At 62.9% G+C, this 21,600-nt stretch carries 21 protein-coding genes and 1 pseudogene; 14 read left to right on the top strand and 8 right to left on the bottom strand.

Annotation, left to right across the window (positions count from 1 at the left end; translation table 11 throughout):
- Positions 1-55: 55 nt before the first annotated feature.
- A complete protein-coding gene (gene algW, locus RHM60_RS20190; RefSeq protein WP_209988388.1) occupies positions 56-1,210 on the top strand; it encodes a Do family serine endopeptidase AlgW in 1,155 nt (384 codons plus the stop codon).
- A gap of 108 nt (positions 1,211-1,318) precedes the next feature.
- Positions 1,319-3,412 carry a TonB-dependent siderophore receptor gene (locus RHM60_RS20185; RefSeq protein WP_322212599.1) on the top strand — a complete coding sequence of 698 codons (2,094 nt, stop codon included), beginning with the start codon at positions 1,319-1,321 and terminating at the stop codon, positions 3,410-3,412.
- Positions 3,413-3,835: 423 nt separating this feature from the next.
- On the opposite strand, the gene hemH is transcribed toward RHM60_RS20185, so the two are convergent.
- Entirely contained in the window at positions 3,836-4,861 is a 1,026-nt protein-coding gene (hemH, locus tag RHM60_RS20180) for a ferrochelatase (protein WP_322212598.1), read from the bottom strand.
- Positions 4,862-4,876: 15 nt separating this feature from the next.
- Complete coding sequence (locus RHM60_RS20175; RefSeq protein WP_209988379.1) at positions 4,877-5,776, bottom strand: TIGR01777 family oxidoreductase; 900 nt, start codon at positions 5,774-5,776, stop codon at positions 4,877-4,879.
- A gap of 213 nt (positions 5,777-5,989) precedes the next feature.
- On the opposite strand from RHM60_RS20175, the gene RHM60_RS20170 reads away from it, so the two are divergent.
- The 12 genes and pseudogenes from RHM60_RS20170 to RHM60_RS20115 all read left to right on the top strand — a co-directional run bounded on the left by RHM60_RS20170 (position 5,990) and on the right by RHM60_RS20115 (position 15,998).
- On the top strand, positions 5,990-6,976 hold the full coding sequence (locus tag RHM60_RS20170) for an NAD(P)/FAD-dependent oxidoreductase (RefSeq protein ID WP_322212597.1): 987 nt from the start codon (positions 5,990-5,992) through the stop codon (positions 6,974-6,976).
- Positions 6,973-7,188 carry a TIGR02450 family Trp-rich protein gene (locus RHM60_RS20165; RefSeq protein WP_057006989.1) on the top strand — a complete coding sequence of 72 codons (216 nt, stop codon included), beginning with the start codon at positions 6,973-6,975 and terminating at the stop codon, positions 7,186-7,188. The genes RHM60_RS20170 and RHM60_RS20165 overlap by 4 nt, the downstream gene beginning before the upstream one ends.
- A gap of 113 nt (positions 7,189-7,301) precedes the next feature.
- Positions 7,302-8,261 (top strand): YbgA family protein, encoded by a 960-nt coding sequence (locus tag RHM60_RS20160; RefSeq protein ID WP_209988368.1) that lies wholly within the window; start codon positions 7,302-7,304, stop codon positions 8,259-8,261.
- A 3-nt stretch (positions 8,262-8,264) separates the two neighbouring features.
- Positions 8,265-9,191 (top strand): MerR family transcriptional regulator, encoded by a 927-nt coding sequence (locus tag RHM60_RS20155; RefSeq protein WP_209988365.1) that lies wholly within the window; start codon positions 8,265-8,267, stop codon positions 9,189-9,191.
- Positions 9,192-10,634 carry a deoxyribodipyrimidine photo-lyase gene (phrB, locus tag RHM60_RS20150; RefSeq protein ID WP_231422470.1) on the top strand — a complete coding sequence of 481 codons (1,443 nt, stop codon included), beginning with the start codon at positions 9,192-9,194 and terminating at the stop codon, positions 10,632-10,634.
- Positions 10,627-11,052 (top strand): nuclear transport factor 2 family protein, encoded by a 426-nt coding sequence (locus RHM60_RS20145; RefSeq protein WP_231422469.1) that lies wholly within the window; start codon positions 10,627-10,629, stop codon positions 11,050-11,052. The genes phrB and RHM60_RS20145 overlap by 8 nt, the downstream gene beginning before the upstream one ends.
- Positions 11,049-11,831, top strand: coding sequence for an SDR family NAD(P)-dependent oxidoreductase (locus RHM60_RS20140; RefSeq protein WP_209988357.1), 783 nt, complete (start codon positions 11,049-11,051; stop codon positions 11,829-11,831). The genes RHM60_RS20145 and RHM60_RS20140 overlap by 4 nt, the downstream gene beginning before the upstream one ends.
- Positions 11,828-13,075, top strand: coding sequence for an NAD(P)/FAD-dependent oxidoreductase (locus RHM60_RS20135; RefSeq protein WP_322212594.1), 1,248 nt, complete (start codon positions 11,828-11,830; stop codon positions 13,073-13,075). The genes RHM60_RS20140 and RHM60_RS20135 overlap by 4 nt, the downstream gene beginning before the upstream one ends.
- A complete protein-coding gene (locus tag RHM60_RS20130; RefSeq protein WP_322212593.1) occupies positions 13,072-13,881 on the top strand; it encodes a DUF1365 domain-containing protein in 810 nt (269 codons plus the stop codon). The genes RHM60_RS20135 and RHM60_RS20130 overlap by 4 nt, the downstream gene beginning before the upstream one ends.
- Entirely contained in the window at positions 13,868-15,139 is a 1,272-nt protein-coding gene (locus RHM60_RS20125; protein ID WP_209988349.1) for an SAM-dependent methyltransferase, read from the top strand. The genes RHM60_RS20130 and RHM60_RS20125 overlap by 14 nt, the downstream gene beginning before the upstream one ends.
- Positions 15,132-15,640 (top strand): annotated as a pseudogene (locus RHM60_RS20120) (DUF2878 domain-containing protein). The gene RHM60_RS20125 and the pseudogene RHM60_RS20120 overlap by 8 nt, the downstream one beginning before the upstream one ends.
- Before the next feature lie 52 nt (positions 15,641-15,692).
- Positions 15,693-15,998, top strand: a complete 306-nt coding sequence (locus RHM60_RS20115) for a YkgJ family cysteine cluster protein (RefSeq protein ID WP_004372444.1) — start codon at positions 15,693-15,695, stop codon at positions 15,996-15,998.
- Between the two features lie 56 nt (positions 15,999-16,054).
- Here the strand turns inward: RHM60_RS20115 and RHM60_RS20110 are convergent, their stop codons facing one another.
- The 6 genes from RHM60_RS20110 to hemA form a co-directional block, all read right to left on the bottom strand.
- Positions 16,055-16,573, bottom strand: coding sequence for an acyloxyacyl hydrolase (locus tag RHM60_RS20110; RefSeq protein WP_209988344.1), 519 nt, complete (start codon positions 16,571-16,573; stop codon positions 16,055-16,057).
- 112 nt (positions 16,574-16,685) lie between these two features.
- Positions 16,686-17,480, bottom strand: coding sequence for a glutamate racemase (gene murI, locus RHM60_RS20105; RefSeq protein WP_322212590.1), 795 nt, complete (start codon positions 17,478-17,480; stop codon positions 16,686-16,688).
- Complete coding sequence (locus tag RHM60_RS20100) at positions 17,473-18,228, bottom strand: molybdopterin-synthase adenylyltransferase MoeB (protein WP_322212589.1); 756 nt, start codon at positions 18,226-18,228, stop codon at positions 17,473-17,475. The genes murI and RHM60_RS20100 overlap by 8 nt, the downstream gene beginning before the upstream one ends.
- A complete protein-coding gene (gene prmC, locus RHM60_RS20095; RefSeq protein WP_322212588.1) occupies positions 18,222-19,052 on the bottom strand; it encodes a peptide chain release factor N(5)-glutamine methyltransferase in 831 nt (276 codons plus the stop codon). The genes RHM60_RS20100 and prmC overlap by 7 nt, the downstream gene beginning before the upstream one ends.
- Entirely contained in the window at positions 19,053-20,135 is a 1,083-nt protein-coding gene (prfA, locus tag RHM60_RS20090) for a peptide chain release factor 1 (protein ID WP_322212587.1), read from the bottom strand. It abuts the gene before it with no gap.
- Entirely contained in the window at positions 20,132-21,421 is a 1,290-nt protein-coding gene (gene hemA / locus RHM60_RS20085) for a glutamyl-tRNA reductase (RefSeq protein WP_209988334.1), read from the bottom strand. The genes prfA and hemA overlap by 4 nt, the downstream gene beginning before the upstream one ends.
- Between the last annotated feature and the right edge of the window lie 179 nt (positions 21,422-21,600).

The following is a 21,600-nucleotide window of genomic DNA, read 5'->3' as shown; positions in this document are numbered from 1 at the left end:
ATGCGCGACATTATGGGCGCTCCCCCGCCCCCTGCAACCTGTCAGGACTTACTTGATGCTCAAGGCACTGCGTTTTTTTGGATGGCCATTGCTGGCTGGCGTGCTGATCGCGACGCTGATCATTCAGCGTTTCCCCCAGTGGGTGGGCCTGCCAAGCCTTGACGTAAACCTGCAGCAGGCGCCGCAAGCCACCACGGTGGTGCAAGGCCCGGTGACGTATGCAGACGCGGTCGTCATCGCCGCTCCGGCGGTGGTCAACCTGTACACCACCAAGGTCATCAACAAGCCGGCCCATCCGCTGTTTGAAGACCCGCAATTTCGTCGCTACTTCGGCGACAACGGGCCCAAGAAACGCCGTATGGAATCGAGCCTCGGTTCCGGGGTGATCATGAGCCCCGAAGGCTACATCCTTACCAACAACCACGTGACCACCGGCGCCGACCAGATTGTGGTAGCCCTGCGTGACGGCCGCGAAACCCTGGCGCGCGTAGTGGGCAGCGACCCGGAAACCGACCTCGCGGTGTTGAAAATCGACTTGAAAAACCTCCCCGCGATCACCCTCGGCCGCTCCGACGGCCTGCGCGTGGGCGACGTGGCGCTGGCCATCGGTAACCCGTTTGGCGTGGGCCAGACCGTGACCATGGGCATCATCAGCGCCACCGGGCGTAATCAGCTGGGTCTTAACAGCTACGAAGATTTCATCCAGACCGACGCCGCCATCAACCCCGGCAACTCCGGCGGCGCGCTGGTGGACGCCAATGGCAACCTGACCGGGATCAACACGGCGATTTTCTCCAAGTCCGGCGGCTCCCAGGGCATCGGTTTTGCGATCCCGGTGAAGCTGGCGATGGAAGTGATGAAGTCGATCATCGAGCACGGCCAGGTGATTCGCGGCTGGCTGGGTATCGAAGTGCAGCCGTTGACCAAGGAGTTGGCGGAATCGTTCGGCCTCACCGGGCGCCCGGGGATCGTGGTCGCCGGAATTTTCCGCGACGGCCCGGCACAGAAAGCCGGCCTGCAGTTGGGCGACGTGATCCTCAGCATCGACGGCGCACCCGCAGGCGACGGGCGCAAGTCGATGAACCAGGTGGCGCGCATCAAGCCGACCGACAAGGTGGCGATCCAGGTAATGCGCAATGGCAAGGAGATCAAGCTGATGGCGGAAGTCGGCCTGCGTCCGCCGCCTGCGCCGGTTAAAGAAGAGGAATAAGCCGTTCAGGTGCTCCTTTCGCGAGCACCTGTAACTTTATGTTTCGCCGCAAAAACCTCTCTATTGGCATGTTATATTGTTTCAATATAGTCCTTGGAACGCTCTCTCATGTCGTCTCGAAAGTTTGCCCCCCTGGCCGGCCTTGCCCTGGGTTTGCTGCTCGATCCCGCCTACGCCGAAGAAAACACCGTGGAACTGGACACCATCAGCGTCACCGGTGATACCTATGAGTCCGCCACCAGCCCGGTCACTGGCTACCGCGCCAGCCGCTCTGCCAGCGCGACGAAAACCGACACAGCTCTGCGCGACATCCCGCAATCGATCAGCGTGATCCCCGCCACAGTGCTCAAGGACCTGGGCAGCACCAGCGTGGAACGCGCGCTGGAATTTGCCGGCGGCGTGTCCAAGCAGAACAACTTCGGCGGCCTGACCCTCTACGAATACAGCGTGCGCGGTTTCACCACCTCGGAGTTCTACCAGGACGGTTTCAGCGCCAACCGCGGCTACCCGAGCACACCGGATGCGGCCAATATCGAACGCATCGAAGTGCTCAAGGGCCCCGCCGCCAGCCTCTATGGGCGTGGCGATCCCGGCGGCACGGTGAACATCGTCACCAAAAAGCCCCAGCCCGAAGCCTTCACCACCCTGCAAACCAGCGCTGGCAGCTGGGACCGCTATCGCACTGCGCTGGACGTCAACACTCCGCTCGACGCCGAAGGCAAGGTGCTGTCACGGGTCAACCTGGCCGTGGAGGACAACCACAGCTTTCGCGATCACGTCGAGAGCAAGCGCGTGTTCGTCGCGCCCTCGTTCAGCTGGCAGATGGACCCGGACACCAGCCTGCTGGTGGAAAGTGAATTCGTGCGCCACAGCTCCACCTTCGACCGTGGCATCGTCGCCGCCCCCGGTGTTTCGCGTTCCACCTTCCTCGGCGAACCCGATGACGGTGACATCGACAACCACAACAACCGTATCCAGGCCACCCTCGAACACCACCTCAATGACGCCTGGAAACTGCGCCTGGCCAGCCATTACAAACAGGGCAGCCTGTGGGGCGATGCGTCGGAAAACCGCGCGCTGAATCCCGACGGCCACACCCTCAACCGTCGTTACCGCGAACGCTCCATGGGTTGGCACGACAGCATCACCCAGCTGGAGTTGCGCGGCCTGTTCGACATTGGCAGTTGGCAGCATGAGGTGCTGATCGGCACCGAATACGAGGACTACCGCAAGAAGGAACGCGTGACCGCCATCGGCGGCAGCAATTACGCCATCGACCTCTACAACCCGGTCTACGGCCAGCCCAAGCCCAATGGCCTGCGCTCCGGTACCGATTTTTTCGAACAGACCAAAAGCCACGCGCTGAACCTGCAGGACCAGATCATCTTCACCGACCGCCTGCGCGGCATGGTGGGCGCGCGCGTTGAGCATTTCGAGCAGAGCACCGACGATTTCACCCGCAACCTCACCAGCCAGCAGACCCACGACGCCCTCACCCAGCGCGCCGGCCTGCTGTATCAGCTCACGCCTGAAGTCGGAGTGTTCGCCAACGCATCCACCTCGTTCAAGCCCAACAGCGGGCTGGATGCCGGCGGCAACACGTTCAAGCCGGAAGAAGGCGTGGGTTACGAGGTGGGGATCAAGACTGAGCTGTTCGAAGACCGCCTGAGCGCCACCGTCGCCGCGTTCCATATCGAGAAGGAAAACGTGCTCGCCCTGGACCCGGCCACCAACACCAACCGCGCCATGGGCAAGGCCCGCAGCCAGGGCGTTGACCTGCAACTGAGCGGGAAACTGACTGACGCCGTGCGGGTGATCGGCGCCTACGCTTACATCGATGCCGAAGTGACCAAGGGCGACGCCACTATTCCCGCCGGCAGCCGCATTCTCGGCGTGGCCAGGCACAGCGGCAGTCTGCTGGGGGTGTATGAATTCCAGGATGGCGCGCTGCGCGGATCAGACCTGGGCGCGGCGTTTACCTACGTGGGCGATCGCTCCGGCGAGGCGGGTACCCGCTTTGAATTGCCCGCCTACCACACCGTGGATTTGCTGGCCCACTACAAGGCCAGCAAAAACGTGACCGTGGGTTTGAACCTGAATAACCTGTTCGATGAAAAGTATTACGAACGGTCCTACAGCACTTACTGGGTGAATCCGGGCGAGCCGCGCAACCTCACGGTCAGCCTGACCTTCAACCTGTAAACACAGAGCAAAAATGTGCGAGGCTCCGCCAAGTCTTCGACTTAGCGCTGTCGCGCAGCAAACTGGGGCCTCTGTGGCGAGCAGGCTTGCCCTAATGCCGTTCAGTTAAGCGCAGATTCCCTGTGGCGAGCAGGCTTGTCCTGCGTTGGGCTGCGCAGCAGCCCCAAAACCAGACGCTGAGCCGTATCAGGTACACCGCGTTTTGCTTGATTGGGGGCGCTTCGCACCCCAACGCGGGGCAAGCCCGCTCGCCACAGGAATGTGGCTGCCTGAAACTTCAGGCTTTAAAATCAATAAGTTATTTTGTGTTTAATAAGAGGGGGCTTGCTCCCGATAGCAGTGGATCAGTCACCAGATGCAGTAACTGACCCTCCGCAATCGGGAGCAAGCCCCCTCCCACATTTGGAGCTGTGCCGGTTTCGATTACAGTGACACCGGCGCGCGCTCGCAGAGCGTGTTGAGCGCCGCCGCCCATTGCGGGTCATCGTTGAGACACGGCACCAGCACCAATTCCTCGCCCCCCGCTGCGCAAAACTGCTCGCGCCCGCGATCGCCGATCTCTTCCAGCGTCTCGATGCAGTCGGCCACAAATGCCGGGCACATCACCAACAGCTTTTTCACACCCTGTTGGGCCAGCGCTTCAAGGCGCGCTTCGGTGTAGGGCTCGATCCACTTGGCGCGGCCCAGGCGCGACTGGAACGCCACCGACCACTTGCCGTCCGGCAACCCCAGCCGCTCGGCAAAATTACGCGCAACGCTGAAGCATTGCGCGCGATAACAGGTGGCGAGCACCGCAGGCGAAGCATTCCTGCAGCAATCGGCGTCCTTGAAGCAATGCTGGCCAGTGGGGTCGAGTTTGGTCAAATGGCGCTCGGGCAGCCCGTGAAAACTGAGCAACAGGTGATCGTGATCCTGCTCCACATACGCCCGCGCGCTCTGCGCCAGGGCGTCGAGGTATTCCGGCTGATCGTAGAACGGCTGCAGGATCGAGAGTTGCACCTTCAGCTGCTTCTCACGTATCACCCGCCAGGCCTCTTCAATCACCGTGGTGACCGTGCTGTCGGCAAACTGCGGGTACAACGGCGCCAGCGTTACCTTTTGGATGCCCTGCGCGGCCAGGCGCGTCAGCGTGGTTTCCAGAGACGGCTCACCGTAACGCATCGCCAGTTCGACCGGGCCCTGGGTCCATTGCCGGGTCATCTGCTCTTGCAGGCGACGGCTGAGCACCACCAGGGGCGAGCCCTCGTCCCACCAGATGGAGGCGTAGGCATGCGCCGACTGCTCGGGGCGCTTGATCAGGATCAGCGACACCAGCAGGCGCCGCACCGGCCACGGCAGGTCGATCACATAAGGGTCCATCAAAAACTGGTTGAGGTAGCTGCGCACATCGGCCACCGAAGTGGACGCGGGAGAACCCAGGTTGACCAGTAACAACGCGTGATCCGTCATGCAACTTCCTATGGCTTAAAGGCGGCTGGACAAATCGTCCAGGGCCGCATGCAACTGCGTGAACTGAAATGTAAAACCGGCGGCCAGCAGCCGTTCAGGCACGGCCTTCTGCCCGCCCAGCAGCAATCCCGACAACTCGCCCAACCCCACCTTCAACGCAAACGCCGGCATCGGCATGAAGGCCGGGCGATGCAGCACCTGGCCCAGGGTCCTGGCAAACTCGCGGTTGCGCACCGGGTGTGGCGCGCAGGCATTATAAGGACCGCTGGCGCCTTCCTTGTGCAGAAGAAAATCAATCAGGGCGATTTGGTCCTTGATGTGCACCCACGGCATCCACTGCCGCCCATTGCCGATAGGCCCGCCCAGCGCCAGTTTGAACGGCAGCAGCAGGCGCGACAAAAAGCCGCCCTCGGCCGCCAGCACCAGGCCAGTGCGCACCAGCACCACGCGCACCCCGAGGGCTTCGGCGCGCTGGGCGGTTTCTTCCCAGGCGATGCACAGCTGGCTGGGGAAATCGTCCTGCACCGGGCCACTGGCTTCGGTCAATTCGCGCTCACCCCCGTCGCCGTACCAGCCCACCGCCGAACCGGAAATCAACACCGCCGGTTTCTGCGCCAGGCCTTCGATCCACGCCAGCAGGCTTTCGGTGAGGCTGATGCGACTGCTCCACAGCAACGCCTTGCGCTTGTGCGTCCACGGACGGTCGGCGATCGGCGCGCCGGCAAGGTTGACCACCGCGTCCACCTCGCCGATCACGTCCTGCAAACGGCCAACGCCCAGTACCTGGGCGCCACACAACCTGGCCACTGTTTCCGGCTGACGGCTCAAGACAGTCAGGCGATGGCCCTGGGCAAGCCAGTGGCGACACAGTTGGCGGCCGATCAAACCTGTACCGCCGGTCAGCAAAATATGCATGGGATCTTCCTCATGTAACGTTCACCGCCCGTCACTGGTCTATTTTACTAATTAGGGACAATGTTGAATTCGGACGTAACGTTGGTTAAGTCACCGACGTTAACCATAGGTCACGCCACACAATCAGGCACGCCAAAACTTATACCAAAAAACGAGATTGTACAGCTATTGGTGTCGGCGTAGGCTGTACCCAACGGTAAAACGAGGCCTCCCATGAGTGTTCCCATCGCAATCATCGGCACCGGCATCGCCGGCTTGTCCGCTGCCCGAGCGTTACGAGACGCGGGGCAGGTCGTACACCTTTTCGATAAAAGCCGCGGCAGCGGCGGCCGCATGTCCAGCAAGCGCAGCGATGCCGGCGCGCTGGACATGGGCGCGCAATACTTCACCGCCCGCGACCGCCGCTTCGTCAACGAAGTACAGCGCTGGCAGAGCAACGGTTGGGCCGAGCAGTGGAAGCCGCAGTTGTACAACTCCAAGGCCGGCCAGCTCACGCCCTCCCCCGACGAGCAGATCCGCTGGGTCGGCACACCGCGCATGAGCGCCATCACCCGTGCGCTGCTCGACGACCTGCCGGTGACATTCGGTTGCCGCATCACCGACGTATTCCAGGGCGAACAACACTGGAACCTGCTGGACGCCGACGGCGGCAACCATGGCCCGTTCAGCCACGTCATCATCGCCACGCCCGCTCCCCAGGCCACTGCGCTGCTGGCGGCCGCGCCCAAGCTGGCGAGTGCCGCTGCCGGCGTGAAGATGGACCCGACCTGGGCCATCGCCCTGGCCTTCGACAAACCTCTGGATACGCCGATGCAAGGCTGTTTCGTGCAAGACAGCCCGCTGGACTGGCTCGCGCGAAACCGCAGCAAGCCCGGGCGTGACACCACCTTCGACACCTGGGTACTGCACGCCACCAGCGCCTGGAGCAAGGCGCACCTGGACCTGTCCAGGGAAGCCGTGATCGAACACCTGCACGGCGCCTTCGCCGAGTTGCTGCACTGCGCCATGCCGGCGCCGTCGTTCAGCCTGGCTCACCGCTGGCTCTATGCCCGCCCGTCCGGCAGCCACGAGTTCGGCGTACTGGCCGACGCCGACCTGGGCCTGTTCGTGTGCGGTGACTGGTGCTTGTCCGGCCGTGTCGAAGGCGCATGGCTCAGCGGCCAGGAAGCGGCGCGACGCCTGATCGAGCATCTGCAATGAACCGCATCAATCCGGCCAAGCTGCTGCTGTCGAAATGGACCGCGACCGCGCCGAAGAACAAGGAAAAGCATTTCCTCGTCACCGAGCTGTTTCGTGACGAGGAAAACACCGTACTGGAAATCGAACTTCAGGCAGTAATGACCCGGCGCACCCAACGCCTTGCTTGGCAAACCCTGCAAGACGCTGACCACTGGACCATGGGCTGGAAGTAACCCCCGCCGCAAAACCTGTACAAAATATTTGACTTGTACACCATCAAACCTATGATGAGATTAGTTGTACAGAGCCTTAAGCCTGTACAGGATTTTTTTGCCGAGGTTTGCCCATGCCCAGCACCGCAAAACCCAGGATTGGCATCAGCGCCTGCTTGCTGGGCGAGAACGTGCGCTTCAACGGCGGACACAAACAATCCCAGCTGTGCAGCGAGACGCTCGCCGATTACTTCGACTTCGTGCCGCTGTGCCCCGAAGTCGCCATCGGCCTGGGTATCCCGCGTGAAACCATCCGCCTGGTCGGCGACGCCGCCAACCCGCAGGCGGTGGGCACCGTGCACCGTGAGCTGAACGTCACCCAGCCCCTCGACGAATACGGCCAGCAGATGGCCCGTGAACACACCGACCTGTGCGGCTACATCTTCATGCAGAAGTCGCCGTCCTGCGGCCTGGAACGGGTCAAGGTGTACCGTGACAACGGCGCCCCGGTCGACGGCGGCGGGCGCGGCATCTACGCCCAGGCATTCTGCGCGCGCCACCCCAACCTGCCGGTGGAAGAAGACGGCCGGCTGAACGATCCGGTGCTGCGGGAAAATTTCCTCACCCGTGTGTTCGTTTACGACAGCTGGCAACAGCTGCTGGCCGAAGGCCTGACGCGTCATCGCTTGCTGTCCTTCCATGCGCGCTACAAATATTTGCTGATGGCCCACAGCCCGGCGCATTACAAAAGCCTGGGTAACCTGCTGGGCAGCATGAGCAAGGGCGATAACCTCTCGGAGTTGGCCGACTGTTATTTCAGCGACCTGATGACCGGCCTGAAAAAATGCGCCACCCGCGGCACCCACACCAACGTGCTGCAGCACATCAGTGGCTACCTCAAGCAGGCCATCAGCAGCGACGACAAGCAGGAAATGCAGACCGTCATCGACCAATACCGCCACGGCATCGTGCCGCTGGTGGTGCCACTGACCCTGCTCAAGCACCACTTTCGCCAACACCCGGATCGCTACATCGCGCAGCAGGCCTACCTGCAACCGCACCCGGAAAACCTCAGCCTGCGAAATGCGATCTAAGCCATGAAAGCCGCCCTGCTAGACGAACCCGATGACATCGCCCAAGCCCTCGAAGACGGCTGGCTGCCGATTCGCGAGGTGGCGCGCCAGACCGGCGTCAACGCGGTCACCCTGCGCGCCTGGGAGCGGCGCTACGGCCTGATCGTGCCGCAGCGTACGCCCAAGGGGCATCGGCTATTTAGCGATGTCCATGTGCAACGCATCCACACCATCCTTACGTGGCTCAATCGAGGCGTGCCGGTCAGCCAAGTGAAAAACCTGATCGACTCTGCGCAGACCGGGCCGGACGCCGTGGAAAACGAATGGCACGCGCTGCACCAGAACCTGCTGACCGCCATCAGCGAACTGGCCGAGCGCCGGGTCGACGACGCCTTCAACCAGGCCATGGCGCTGTACCCGCCGCGCACGCTCTGCGCGCAATTACTGTTGCCGCTGCTGCAGGCGCTGGAGCAACGCTGGCAGGGCCAGTTCGGCGCGCAGATGGAGCGGGTATTTTTCCTGTCCTGGCTACGCAGCAAGTTCGGTGCACGCATCTACCACACCAATCGCCAGTTACAGGGCGCGCCACTGCTGCTGGTCAATCACTCCGACCTGCACCTGGAGCCGCACCTGTGGCTCAGCGCGTGGCTGGCCAGCAGCGCCGACTGCCCGGTGGAAGTCTTCGACTGGCCGCTGCCTGCCGGCGAACTGGCCCTCGCGGTAGAACACCTGCAACCGCGCGCGGTGTTGCTGTATTCGAGCAAGGCCCTCAATGTGCCGGCGTTGACCAAACTATTGGGCGGCGTCAGTTGCCCGATTTTGCTCGCCGGACCAACGGTGTGCATCCACCACGCCGAACTGGCCGTACTAACCCAGGACATCCCTGACCTGTTCGTCGCCGAAGACCCCTTGGCGGCCCATCAGATACTGATTGAGCGTGGAATTGTCTAAATGCATTTGATCTGGCTGCGCACCGACTTGCGCCTGCACGACAACACCGCCCTGGCCGCCGCGAGCCAGCGCGGCCCGATGGCCGCCGTGTACCTGATCACGCCCGAGCAATGGCTGGCCCACGACGATGCCGCGTGCAAGGTCGACTTCTGGCTGCGCAACCTGCAGTCCCTGAGCCAGGCGCTGGGCACACTCAACATTCCCTTACTGATTCGCACCGCCCCGACCTGGGACCAGGCACCCGCCGTGCTGAGCACGCTGTGCCAGGAACTGTCGGTGGAGTCGGTGCACATCAACGAGGAATACGGCATCCACGAAAGCCGTCGCGACCAGGCCGTGGCCCAGGCGCTGGAAGCCTGCGGCGTGACGTTCCACCGCTACCTCGACCAACTGTTTTTCCAACCCGGCAGTGTGCTGACCAAGACCGGCACCTACTTCCAGGTCTTCAGCCAGTTTCGCAAGGTGTGTTACAGCCGCTTGCACAGCGCGCTGCCGCGCTTGGTGGCAACGCCGAAAGCCCAGCAAAAACTGCCGTTCGCCAGCGACCCGATTCCGCACAGCTTGCCCGGCTTCGAAACGCCCAGCGACAGCCTGCGCGCACTCTGGCCGGCCGGCGAAGACGAAGCCCGACGCCGCCTCGACGCCTTCACCGACCAGCAGATCGGCTATTACAAGGACGAGCGCGACTACCCGGCCAAACCGGGCACCAGCCAGCTCTCCGCCTACCTCGCCGCCGGTGTGGTGTCGCCGCGTCAGTGCCTGCACGCGACGTTGCAGAGCAACAGCGGCGAGTTCGAAACGGGCAACGTTGGCGCCGTCACCTGGATCAACGAATTGCTGTGGCGTGAGTTCTACAAACATATTCTGGTCGGCTACCCACGGGTATCGCGCCACCGCGCATTCCGGCCCGAGACCGAAGCCGTCGCCTGGCGCCACGCGCCCGAGGACCTGGCGGCGTGGCAGGAAGCGCGCACCGGCCTGCCGATCATCGACGCGGCCATGCGTCAGTTACTGGAGACCGGCTGGATGCACAACCGCCTGCGCATGGTGGTGGCGATGTTCCTGACCAAGAATCTGCTGATCGACTGGCGCGAGGGCGAGCGTTTTTTCATGCGCCACCTGATCGACGGCGACCTCGCCGCCAATAACGGCGGCTGGCAGTGGAGTTCTTCCACCGGCACCGACTCGGCGCCCTATTTCCGCATTTTCAGCCCGCTGAGCCAGTCGGAAAAATTCGACGGCGAGGGCGTGTTCATCAAGCACTGGCTGCCGCAGTTGGGGGCGCTGAACAAAAAGGACGTGCACAACCCCGAGGCCGCCGGTGGGCTGTTCGGCGTGGCGGACTACCCGCGTTCGATCGTCGACCTGAAAAAATCCCGCGAGCGCGCCCTTGCCGCCTTCCGCAGCCTGCCGTCCCGTCAAGCGGTGGCCGCGCATGAGTGACTTTCTGCGCCGCTTCGCCCAGGCCTTCGCCACGCTGGACAAGCACAACCTGCACCTGCTCGACAGCCTGTACAGCCAGGACATCGCCTTCGCCGACCCGCTGCATCAGGTGCATGGCCTGCCTGAACTGCGCCGCTACTTCAGCGAGCTGTACAGCCAGATCAGCCAGCTGCGTTTCGACTATCAGGGTTTCGATGAGGTGGCCGAAGGCGAAGGCTACCTGCGCTGGAAAATGAGTTTTTGCCACCCGCGCCTCAACGGCGGCAAGGTCATCCGAGTGGAAGGCTGCTCGCACCTGATGTGGCGCGACAACAAGGTGTACCGCCATCGCGACTATTTCGATGCCGGCGCCATGCTCTATGAACACCTGCCGGTAGTCGGCCGAGTCATAAGCTGGCTGAAAAGGAGAATCGCATGAGCCTGACCTCGCCCCGCCGTTACTGGTTGACCGGCGCCAGCAGTGGCATCGGTGCCGCCCTGGCCCTGGAGCTGCTCGACAGCGGCGCCCACGTGGCCGTCAGCTCGCGCTCCCAAGGCCCGCTGGACGCGCTAGCCCGGCGCTACCCCGGCCAGGTGCTGGTGGTGGCCGGCGACCTGACCAACAGCCAGACCGTGCGCGAAATCGGCGAGCGCATCGGCGAGGCCTGGGGCGCGCTGGACACCGTGATTCTCAATGCCGGCACCTGCGAATACGTGGATGCGCGTCAGTTTGATTCGTCCATCGTCGAACACGTGGTGCGCACCAACCTGTTGGCCAGCAGCTACTGCATCGAAGCCGCTCTGCCGCTGCTGCGCGCCGGGCGCACGCCGCACCTGGTGGGCGTCGCCAGCGCCGTGACCTACTTGCCGATGCCACGGGCCGAAGCCTATGGCGCGTCCAAGGCCGGTTTGCGTTACCTGTTCGAATCCCTGCGCATCAGCCTGTCGCCGGAGCATATCGACGTCACCGTGATCAGCCCGGGCTTTGTCGATACACCGCTGACCGAGCGCAATGATTTCCCGATGCCCTTGAGCTGGCCGGCCGACAAAGCGGCACGGCACATTTTCGCCAAGCTGGACAAACGCCCGCTGGAGATCGCGTTCCCGGCCATGTTCATCGCCGCCCTGTGGCCACTGTCGAAACTGCCGAACCGCGCGCAACTGATCATCGGCAAGCGCATGCTGCGCAGCCCGCCGCCGCAGAAGGACGACCTGTGAAGATCGCCATCATCGGCAGCGGCATCGCCGGCCTGACCAGCGCCTACCTGCTCAGCCGTCGCCACGACATCAGCGTCTTCGAAGCCAACGCCTGCATCGGCGGGCATACCCATACCGCCCATGTGACGGTCGATGGCCAGCCTTACGCGGTGGACACCGGTTTTATCGTGTTCAACGACTGGACCTACCCCAATTTCATCCGGTTGCTGGGGCAGATCGGCGTGACATTCAAACCCACCGAAATGAGTTTTTCGGTGAACGACCAGCGCAGTGGCTTCGAATACAACGGCAATAACCTCAATAGCCTGTTCGCCCAACGCCGCAATATTCTCTCGCCGGGGTTCTGGGGCATGTTGCGTGACATTTTGCGCTTCAACCGCCAGGCGCCGCTGGACCTTGAACAGCAACGCATCAGCGCCGACATGACCCTGGGCGACTACCTGGCAGCCGGCGGCTACGGCCCGCGATTCATCCGGCATTACATCGTGCCGATGGGCGCAGCGATCTGGTCGATGTCACTGGCGGACATGCTCGGTTTTCCGTTGCAGTTCTTTGTGCGTTTCTTCAAGAATCACGGCCTGCTGTCGGTGAACAACCGCCCGCAATGGTGCGTGATCGAAGGGGGCTCCAGCGCCTACATCGAACCGCTGACCCGCGGCTTTCGCGAAAAAATTCGTCTCGATTGCCCTGTGCACAAGGTCGAGCGCAGCGCTGATGGCGTGGTGATCCACAGCGCCGCTGGCAGCGAGACATTCGACCGCGTGGTGTTCGCCTGCCACAGCGACCAGGCCCTGGCCCTGCTGGCCGACCCGAGCGAGGCCGAGCAAGCCATCCTTGGCGCCCTGCCCTACGCCGACAACGACGTGGTGCTGCACACCGACACCCGCCTGCTGCCCACGCGCAAACTGGCCTGGGCCAGCTGGAATTACCGCCTCACCGGCAGCGCCGACACCCAGGCCGCCGTCACCTACGACATGAACATCCTGCAAGGCATCGACAGCGCCACCACGTTTTGCGTCAGCCTCAACCAGACGCCAATGATCGATCCGCGCAAAATTCTTGCGCGCTTCACCTACGCCCATCCGCAATACAGCCTGGCGGCGGTGGCCGCGCAGGAACGCTGGGAAGAGTTGAACGGCGCGCGCAATACCTTTTACTGCGGCGCCTACTGGGCCAACGGCTTTCATGAGGACGGCGTGGTCAGCGCGCTGCGCGTGGCCCAGGCCTTCGGGGAAACCCTGTGAACAGCGCCCTGTACAGCGGCTGGATCGCCCATCGCCGGTTTGCGCCCAGGGCCCACGCCTTTCGCTACCGCATCGGCCTGCTGTACCTGGACTTAAGCGAGCAGGACCAGGTGCTCGCGCTCTCGCCCCTGGCCGGCACCCATCGCCTGGCACCGTTCGGCTTTCGCCAGCGGGACTACCTGCGCACCTTGACCCGCCACGGCATGAGCCTCACCGATGCGGTGCGTCTTGAGGTGGGCAAGGCGCTGGGGCGCACGCCCCAGGGCGCGATCTGCCTGCTGACCCAGGCCCGCAGTTGGGGCCTGGCGTTCAACCCGGTGAGTTTCTTCTACTGCTACGAGGCAGGTGGCGAGCTGGCCGCGATTTTGTGTGAAGTCACCAACACCCCGTGGCGCGAGCGCTATCACTATGTGCTGCCGGCCCTGGCCCTTGGCGCAGGCGAACATCAGCACTTCGCGGTGGCCAAGGCGTTCCATGTGTCGCCATTTTTGCCGCCCGACCTCGAATACCGCATGAGCTTCAGCCCGCCCGCCGACCGGCTGGGCGTGCACATGGCCGACTGGCAAGGCGAACTCAAAGTCTTCGACGCCACGTTGAGCCTGCAAAAAGAGCCGCTCACCCGCGCCAGCCTGCACCGTTACCTGCGGCGTTTCCCGTGGATGACCGCCAAGACCTGCCTGGCCATTTACTGGCAGGCCGTGCGCCTGTTGCTCAAACGCACACCGATTTTCCCCCACCGAGCCGCCGATGGCGCCTCTCGCACTGCAGTTGGGTATACCAAGGATCGCCGCCATGAAATCCCCTAATGTATCGGTCAAGGCCACCCGCCTGAACGTCAATGGCATGACCAGTGCGCTGCTGCGCAAGGGCGTGCTGCGTCAGCTCAGCCAATTGCGCCACGGCCAGTTGGTGCTGATCGAGGACGGCGAACGCCACGTATTTGGCGCACGGGAAGCGCATCTGTTGGGGGAGATCCATATCCTCGACGCCGCCGTGTGGGGCCTGGTGGCTGCCAACGGCTCTATCGGTGCGGGTGAGGCATTTATCCACGGTTACTGGACCAGCCCCGACCTCACCGCCGTGGTGCGCGTGATGGTCAGCAACCTCGACGTGCTCGATGCGATGGAAGGCGGTCTGGCGCGCCTGGCACGGCCGTTCACCCAGGGCCTGCACTGGCTCAACCGCAATACGCGCAAGGGCTCGCAGAAAAACATCGCGGCGCATTACGACCTGGGCAACGACCTGTTCGAGGAATTCCTCGACCCAACCATGATGTACTCGGCGGCGCAGTTTCTTAAGGCCGACGACACCCTGGAACAGGCGCAACTGAACAAGCTGGAACGCATCTGTCAGAAACTCTCGCTCAAGCCCGGCGACCACCTGCTGGAAATCGGCACTGGCTGGGGCAGCATGGCGCTGTACGCGGCGCAGCATTACGGCTGCAAGGTCACCACTACCACCTTGTCCAAGGAACAGTTCGCCTACACCGAACAGCGCATTGCCGCCCTGGGTTTGCAGGACCAGGTGACACTGCTGCTGAGGGACTACCGCGACCTCACCGGCCAGTTTGACAAGCTGGTGTCCATCGAGATGATCGAAGCGGTAGGCCACCGCTTCCTGCCGACCTACTTCAAGCAATGCGCGCACCTGCTCAAGCCCGACGGGCTGATGCTGCTGCAGGCCATCACGATTCGCGAGCAACGCTTCGAGCAGGCCAGGAACAGCGTCGATTTCATCCAGCGCTACATTTTCCCCGGTGGGGCGCTGCCCAGCGTGCAGAACATGTTGCACATCGTCAGCCGCGACACCGACATGAACCTGCTGCACATGGAGGATTTCGGCCTGCACTACGCGCGCACCCTGCGCCTGTGGCACGAGAACTTTCGCCGTGCTCATGGCCGTCTTGCGGAATTGGGCTACGACGAATACTTCCTGCGCCTGTGGGAATTTTATCTGTGCTACTGCGAAGGAGGCTTCATGGAACGCACCATTGGCACGGCGCAGTTGCTGTTGGCCAAGCCGGCGGCGATCAACCCGCCATTGCTCGGGCGCTTCGATGCTTAAATCGTTGGCCAACGCGGCGCTGTTCCAGTGCGGCTGGTTCGCCTGCGTGCTGGGCGGTGACAGCCTGTGGTTGCTGGTGGGCTGGCGGTACTGGCCATTCACCTGCTGTGGATCAGTTCGTCGGCCGAGGATGGCGTGCTGATCATCAGCGTCACGCTGGTGGGCACGCTGTTGGACACGGCGTTACGTGCCCTTGGCGTGTTTCACTTCAACGAGCCGGGCCCACTGATTCCGTTCTGGTTGATGTTGCTGTGGGCTCTGCTGGCAACCACGCTGCACCATTGCCTGGCCTGGAGCGCGCGGCCATGGTGGCGCGCGGCATTGCTGGGGGCGATGGGCGGCCCGGCGTCCTACTACGCGGGGAGCCAATTGGCCGGCGTGCAGTTCGGTTACGCCACAGGCCCGACGATGGCCGGGTTGGCGGTGCTGTGGGCGTTTGTGTTCACGCTGCTGACCGCAGCAGCCACCAGCGACAAGTTTCAAGCGGCAAGCAAAAGATGAAGCCGGTCGGCTTCTACTTGCAGCTTGCCGCTTAAAGCTGGAAGCTGCCCCCATGACCACCATCCCTCACATACAGCTCAACGAACCCGCCGTCACCTGCTCGACGTGCGCGGCCTGTTGCTGTCAGCTGGAAGTGCTGCTGATCACCGACACCGGCGTGCCGGAACGCTACATCGACACCGATGACTGGGGCGGCGAAGTGATGCTGCGCCTGGATGACGGCTGGTGTGCAGCGCTGGACCGCGACACGATGATGTGCACGATCTACGAGCGACGCCCGCTGATCTGTCGGGAGTTCGAGATGGGGGCACCGGAGTGCCTTGAAGAGCGCCAGGGTATTGCGACGGCGTATCGCTGAGGCTTGATCGAAAGTCGCCATGTGGGAAGGGCTTGCCCCCTCCCACACTTCAAGCATTACAGCGGCAGGGTGTAGTGCACCGCGTAGCTTTCCACACCATCGTTGTTGCTGCTCATGCCGGCATTGGAATAGTGCGTGGCACGAATGCCCACTTCATGCCCGCCGGCAAAGCGCAGACCAAAGCCGATGCGGTCTTCGAACTGGAAGGCCTGGCCGATGTTGTTGTCTTCCAGCTGAGTGCGCGAGAACACGGCCAGGCCGATGCCCGCTTCGATGTAAGGCTTGACCGACTGCCCGGCAAACTCATACACAAACACTGGCGAGAACGACAGGCTGCTGGCACCGGCAGTCTTGTCGCCGTCCCAGTAGGTGTAGGCGCCGCTCCAGTAGCCGGTCAGCCGACCCACGTCGCTCTGCCACCAGCTTTTGTCCCAATCGGAGGTCAAGCCAAGCCGATAGGTCATGGTTGAATCGCTCGTTCCCCCCACTCCGAATTCCAGGCCGGCAGCATTGGCCGAAACAGAGTGTCCTACCACAGCGGCCACAATCGCGGCCAAACAGAACAAGCGCTTCATGAGAAACATCCTTTCCAAACGAAGTTATAGAGTGTTGTACAGGCTATCTCGCTATAGAAGCTGGCACATAGACGGAAGTTCCACACCAATAGCGAGCTATTTCACGAATTTTTCACGCGCCAAATATTCGCACAACGCTCGGATATTTCCATAGTGTCGGTAGGATATTTCTTAGGTGATACAGATCACCGCTGGTCCAGAACTGGGCCGGACTCGGGTTGCCCATCGCTAAAAGGTCGCGCTGGCCCAGTAAATGCTTGAGCTGACGGGCCACGGCGGCGCCGGTATCGATGAGGATGACGCTGGGTGGGAGCATCTGCGCCAGCAGCGGTTTGAGAAAGGGATAGTGGGTGCAGCCGAGAATAATGGTGTCGCAGCCCGCGTTGAGCAACGGCTCGATATAGCCCTGCAACAGCTGGCGCAGGGCCGGGCTGGTCAAGTCGCCGGTTTCAATCAACTCCACCAGACCCGGGCACGGCTGCGTGATCACCCGCACATCGGTGGCGAACCGGTCGAGCAAGGCGGTGAACTTGGCGCTTTGCAGGGTGCCGGTGGTGGCAAGCACTCCGACAACCCCGCTGCGGGTGGCGGCGGCGGCAGGTTTGACGGCGGGCTCCATGCCCACCAACGGCCAGTCCGGGAAGTCCAGACGCAGGTCGGCCACGGCCGCCACTGTCGCAGTGTTGCAGGCAATCACGAAGGCCTTGGCGCCTTGACTGCGGAAAAACTCGGCCACCAGGCGCGAGCGTTCGAGAATGAACGCGGGGGTTTTCTCGCCATAGGGAATATGCCCGCAGTCGGCCACATACAGCAGTGATTCGTGGGGCAGTAACTGCTGGATTTCGTCCAACACCGACAGGCCGCCGACGCCGGAGTCGAACACGCCGATTGGCGCATCCTTAAGCATGCGGCGCCCCGCATACGCTGCAAGCGGGATCGCGCTTGACGCGCAACTCACGAAAACGCGTGTTCAAGGCATCGATCAGCAGCAAACGGCCCACCAGCGGCTCACCGAACCCGGCCAGCAGTTTCAGCGCCTCCAGGGCTTGCAGGCTGCCAACCAGTCCCACCAGCGGGCCGATCACGCCGGCTTCGCTGCAGGTGAGTTCGGTATCGCTGCCGTGCCCGTATAAACAGTGATAGCAGGGGCTGTTGGCGCGGCGCGGGTCGAACACCGACAATTGCCCTTCCAGGCGAATCGCTGCGCCGCTGACCAATGGCCTGGCGGCGGCCACGCAGGCCGCATTGACCGCTTCGCGGGTGGAGAAGTTGTCGCTGCAATCGAGCACCACGTCTACGGCCGCCACGGCGGCGGCCAGGGAGTCGGCGTCCAGCGCGCTGCGGTGGGTAACCAGCCTGACCTCAGGATTGACGGCGGTCAGGCGGCGCACGGCCGAGTCGACCTTGGTCTGCCCGACGCTGTCGGTGTCGTGGATGATCTGGCGTTGCAGGTTGGTCAGGTCGACCGTATCGAAGTCGGCCAGGTGCAGCTCGCCCACGCCGGCTGCGGCGAGGTAAAGCGCCACCGGCGCGCCCAGGCCACCCAGGCCGACGATCAATGCGCGGCTGTTTTTCAGGCGCAACTGGCCTGCGATGTCCACCTGCTGCAACAGAATCTGCCGGCTGTAGCGCAACAGCTCCTGGTCGGTCAGCACGGCCATTGCCCCAGGCTGATGCGTTCGTGACCGCCGAGGTCGATGCGGCTGTGAACGTCCTCGAACCCCTGGCTCAGCAGCAGATCGCGCACGGCCTGCGCCTGGTCGTAACCGTGTTCGAGCAACAGCCGGCCTCCGGCATTCAGGTGAGTCCCGGCCTGCTGGATGATCAAGCGCAGATCGTCCAGGCCATCGCGGCCTGCCACCAGCGCGCTGGCCGGCTCGAAACGCACATCGCCCGCCACCAGGTGCGGGTCGTTGTCGGCAATGTAGGGCGGGTTGCTGATGATCAGATCAAATGTACGACCGACCAGGGCGCTGAACCAATGACTGCTCAGCACCGTGGCGTTAGCAAGGTGCAGCCGCTGGCGATTGCGCTCGGCCAGGGCCACCGCCTCCAGCACACGATCAACGGCGGTCACCTGCCAGGCCGGGCGCTCGCTGGCCAGGGCCAGGGCAATGGCGCCGCTGCCGGTGCCCAGATCGAGCACCGTAGCGGGCGTGGCCGGCAGCAATTCCAGCGCGGCCTCCACCAGCAGTTCGGTGTCCGGGCGCGGGATCAGCGTGTGCGGCGCCACTTCCAGGTCCAGTTTCCAGAAACCCTGCTGGCCGAGGATATAGGCCACCGGCTCGCCGGCTCGGCGCCGTTGCAGGTAACCGGCAAACGTGAGCGCCGCTTCGCTGCTGACGATTTTTTCCGGCCAGGTGTGCAGGTAGCTGCGCGACTTGCCCAGCGCAGCCGCCAGCAGCAGCTCCACATCCAGACGCGCGGTGGGCGAGTCTGGCAGGTCGGCGGCGCGCAACAGGCTGGCGATGATGGTCATTTATTCACCAATGGCTGCGAGTTGATCGGCCTGGTATTCGGCCAGCAACGGCTCGATCACCGCGTCCACGCCGCCGGCAAGAATTTCGTCGAGCGAATAAAGGGTGAGGTTGACGCGGTGGTCGGTGACGCGGCCCTGGGCAAAATTGTAGGTGCGGATACGCTCGGAGCGATCGCCCGAGCCCACCAGCAGCTTGCGCTCGCTGGCAATGGCGTTGGCGGCGGCGCTGGTCTGCTGGTCGTTGAGCTTGGCCGACAGCCAGGACATGGCCCGCGCACGGTTCTTGTGCTGGGAGCGTTCTTCCTGGCATTCCACCACGATGCCCGACGGCAAGTGGGTGATGCGGATCGCCGAGTCGGTCTTGTTCACGTGCTGACCACCGGCGCCCGAGGAGCGGTAGGTGTCGACGCGCAGATCCGCCGGGTTGATCTCGATGGTTTCCTGCTCGTCCGGCTCGGGCAACACCGCCACGGTACAGGCCGAGGTGTGGATACGGCCCTGTGACTCGGTCGCCGGCACCCGCTGCACGCGATGTGCGCCGGACTCGAACTTGAGCTTGCCGTAGACGTTGTCGCCCTCGACCCGCGCGATGACTTCTTTATAGCCACCATGCTCGCCTTCGTTTTCCGACAGGATCTCCACCCGCCAGCCGCGCCGCTCGGCGTAGCGCGAGTACATGCGGAACAGGTCGCCGGAGAAAATGGCCGCTTCGTCGCCGCCGGTGCCGGCACGGATTTCGAGGAATACGTTGCGCCCGTCGTTGGGGTCCCTGGGCAGCAGCATGCGTTGCAGGTCGCCTTCCAGCTCAGTCAGCTTTTCCTTGGCCTCGCGGACTTCTTCCACGGCCATTTCGCGCATGTCCGGGTCGTTGTCCTTGAGCAGCGCCTGGGCGCCTTCGAGGTCGGCCTGCACTTTCAGCAAATTTTTGTAAGTGGCGACCACAGGCTCAACTTCGGCGTATTCCTTGGAATAGGCGCGGAATTTGGTCTGATCGGAAATGACTTCGCCATCGCCAAGCAAGGCGGTCAGTTCTTCGAAACGGTCCTGGAGCACGTCCAGTTTATTGAGCAGTGAGGCTTTCATTGCGGTTTTTTATCCGAAGAGCTGTCTGACGCGCCCTCACCGAGGGCAAAGAGTTCCTGGGCCATGGCCAGCGCATCGAGGCGGCCTTCGGCAGTCAATTTTTTTAGCTGTACGCTGGGCGCGTGGAGCAGTTTGTTGGTCAGGCCACGCGCCAGCTGCATCAGCACCTCTTCGGCGCTGCTGCCGTTGGCAAGCAGACGCTGGGCCTTGATCAACTCCTCGTCACGCAGGCGTTCGCCCTGTTGACGATAGGCCTTGAGCACGTCCACCGCCGCCAGTTCGCGCAGGCGCACCATGAAATCTTCGGCGCCGACGCTGACCATCTCCTCGGCGGCCTGGGCGGCGCCCTGGCGGCTCTTGAGGTTTTCGGCGACCACTTCGTGCAAGTCATCGACGCTATAGAGGTAAACGTCGTCCAACTCGCCGACTTCGGGTTCGATATCCCGTGGAACGGCAATGTCCACCATGAAGATCGGCTTGTGCTTGCGCAGCTTCAGTGCACTTTCTACCGCGCCTTTGCCCAGTATCGGCAATTGACTGGCGGTGGAGCTGATCACGATATCACTGCGCACCAGTTCGGCCGGAATATCCGACAGCAACACCGCGTGGGCACCGAACTGTTCGGCCAGGCTGCTGGCGCGTTCCAGGGTGCGGTTGGCGACGACGATGCGCTGCACACCCAGCTCGTGCAGATGGCGGGCGACCAGGGTGATGGTCTCGCCGGCGCCGATCAGCAGGGCCTGGCTGCGTTGCAAATCGCTGAAAATCTGCTTGGCCAGGCTGACCGCCGCAAAAGCGACGGACACCGGGTTTTCGCCGATGGCCGTGTCGGTGCGCACCTGCTTGGCAGAATTGAACGTGGCCTGGAACAGACGGCCCAACAGCGGGCCGACCGTGCCGGCCTCGCGCGCGACGGCATAGGCGGACTTCATCTGACCAAGGATCTGCGGTTCGCCCAGTACCAGCGAATCAAGCCCGGAGGCGACGCGCATCATGTGACGAACGGCCGCATCCTCTTCGTGCACATACGCGCTGGCGCGCAGGTCGTCGAGGCTCAAATGGTGATAATCGGCGAGCCAGCGCAGCACTACATCCGCTGACAGATGTTCCTGCTCTATATAGAGCTCGCTGCGATTGCAGGTCGAAAGGATTGCAGCTTCGCGGCTGTCGGTGAGCCGGCAGAGCTGTTGCAAGGCCTCAACCAACTGCTCCGGCGTAAACGCCACGCGCTCGCGCACGTCGACTGAGGCAGTCTTGTGGTTAATACCGAGTGCGAGGAAGGCCATTCAATATCGCTGATGAGGTCGGGAAGCCGGCAATTGTCCTACTTCGAAAGATCCAGAACAACCACCGTCGTCTATTGTCCTAGTAGCTTGTGCCTATAAAGGCGCCCACTGAGACTCGGTTATGTTTGGCCGAAGGCTTGTGTCATGATGATCCGACCGCAGGTTAGTCGTCCTCTTCC

The organism is Pseudomonas sp. MH9.3 (assembly GCF_034354675.1).
In the GTDB taxonomy this organism is placed as follows: Bacteria; Pseudomonadota; Gammaproteobacteria; order Pseudomonadales; family Pseudomonadaceae; genus Aquipseudomonas.
Note: the sequence above shows the minus strand (reverse complement) of the source record. Positions and strands in the feature narration are given on the sequence as shown.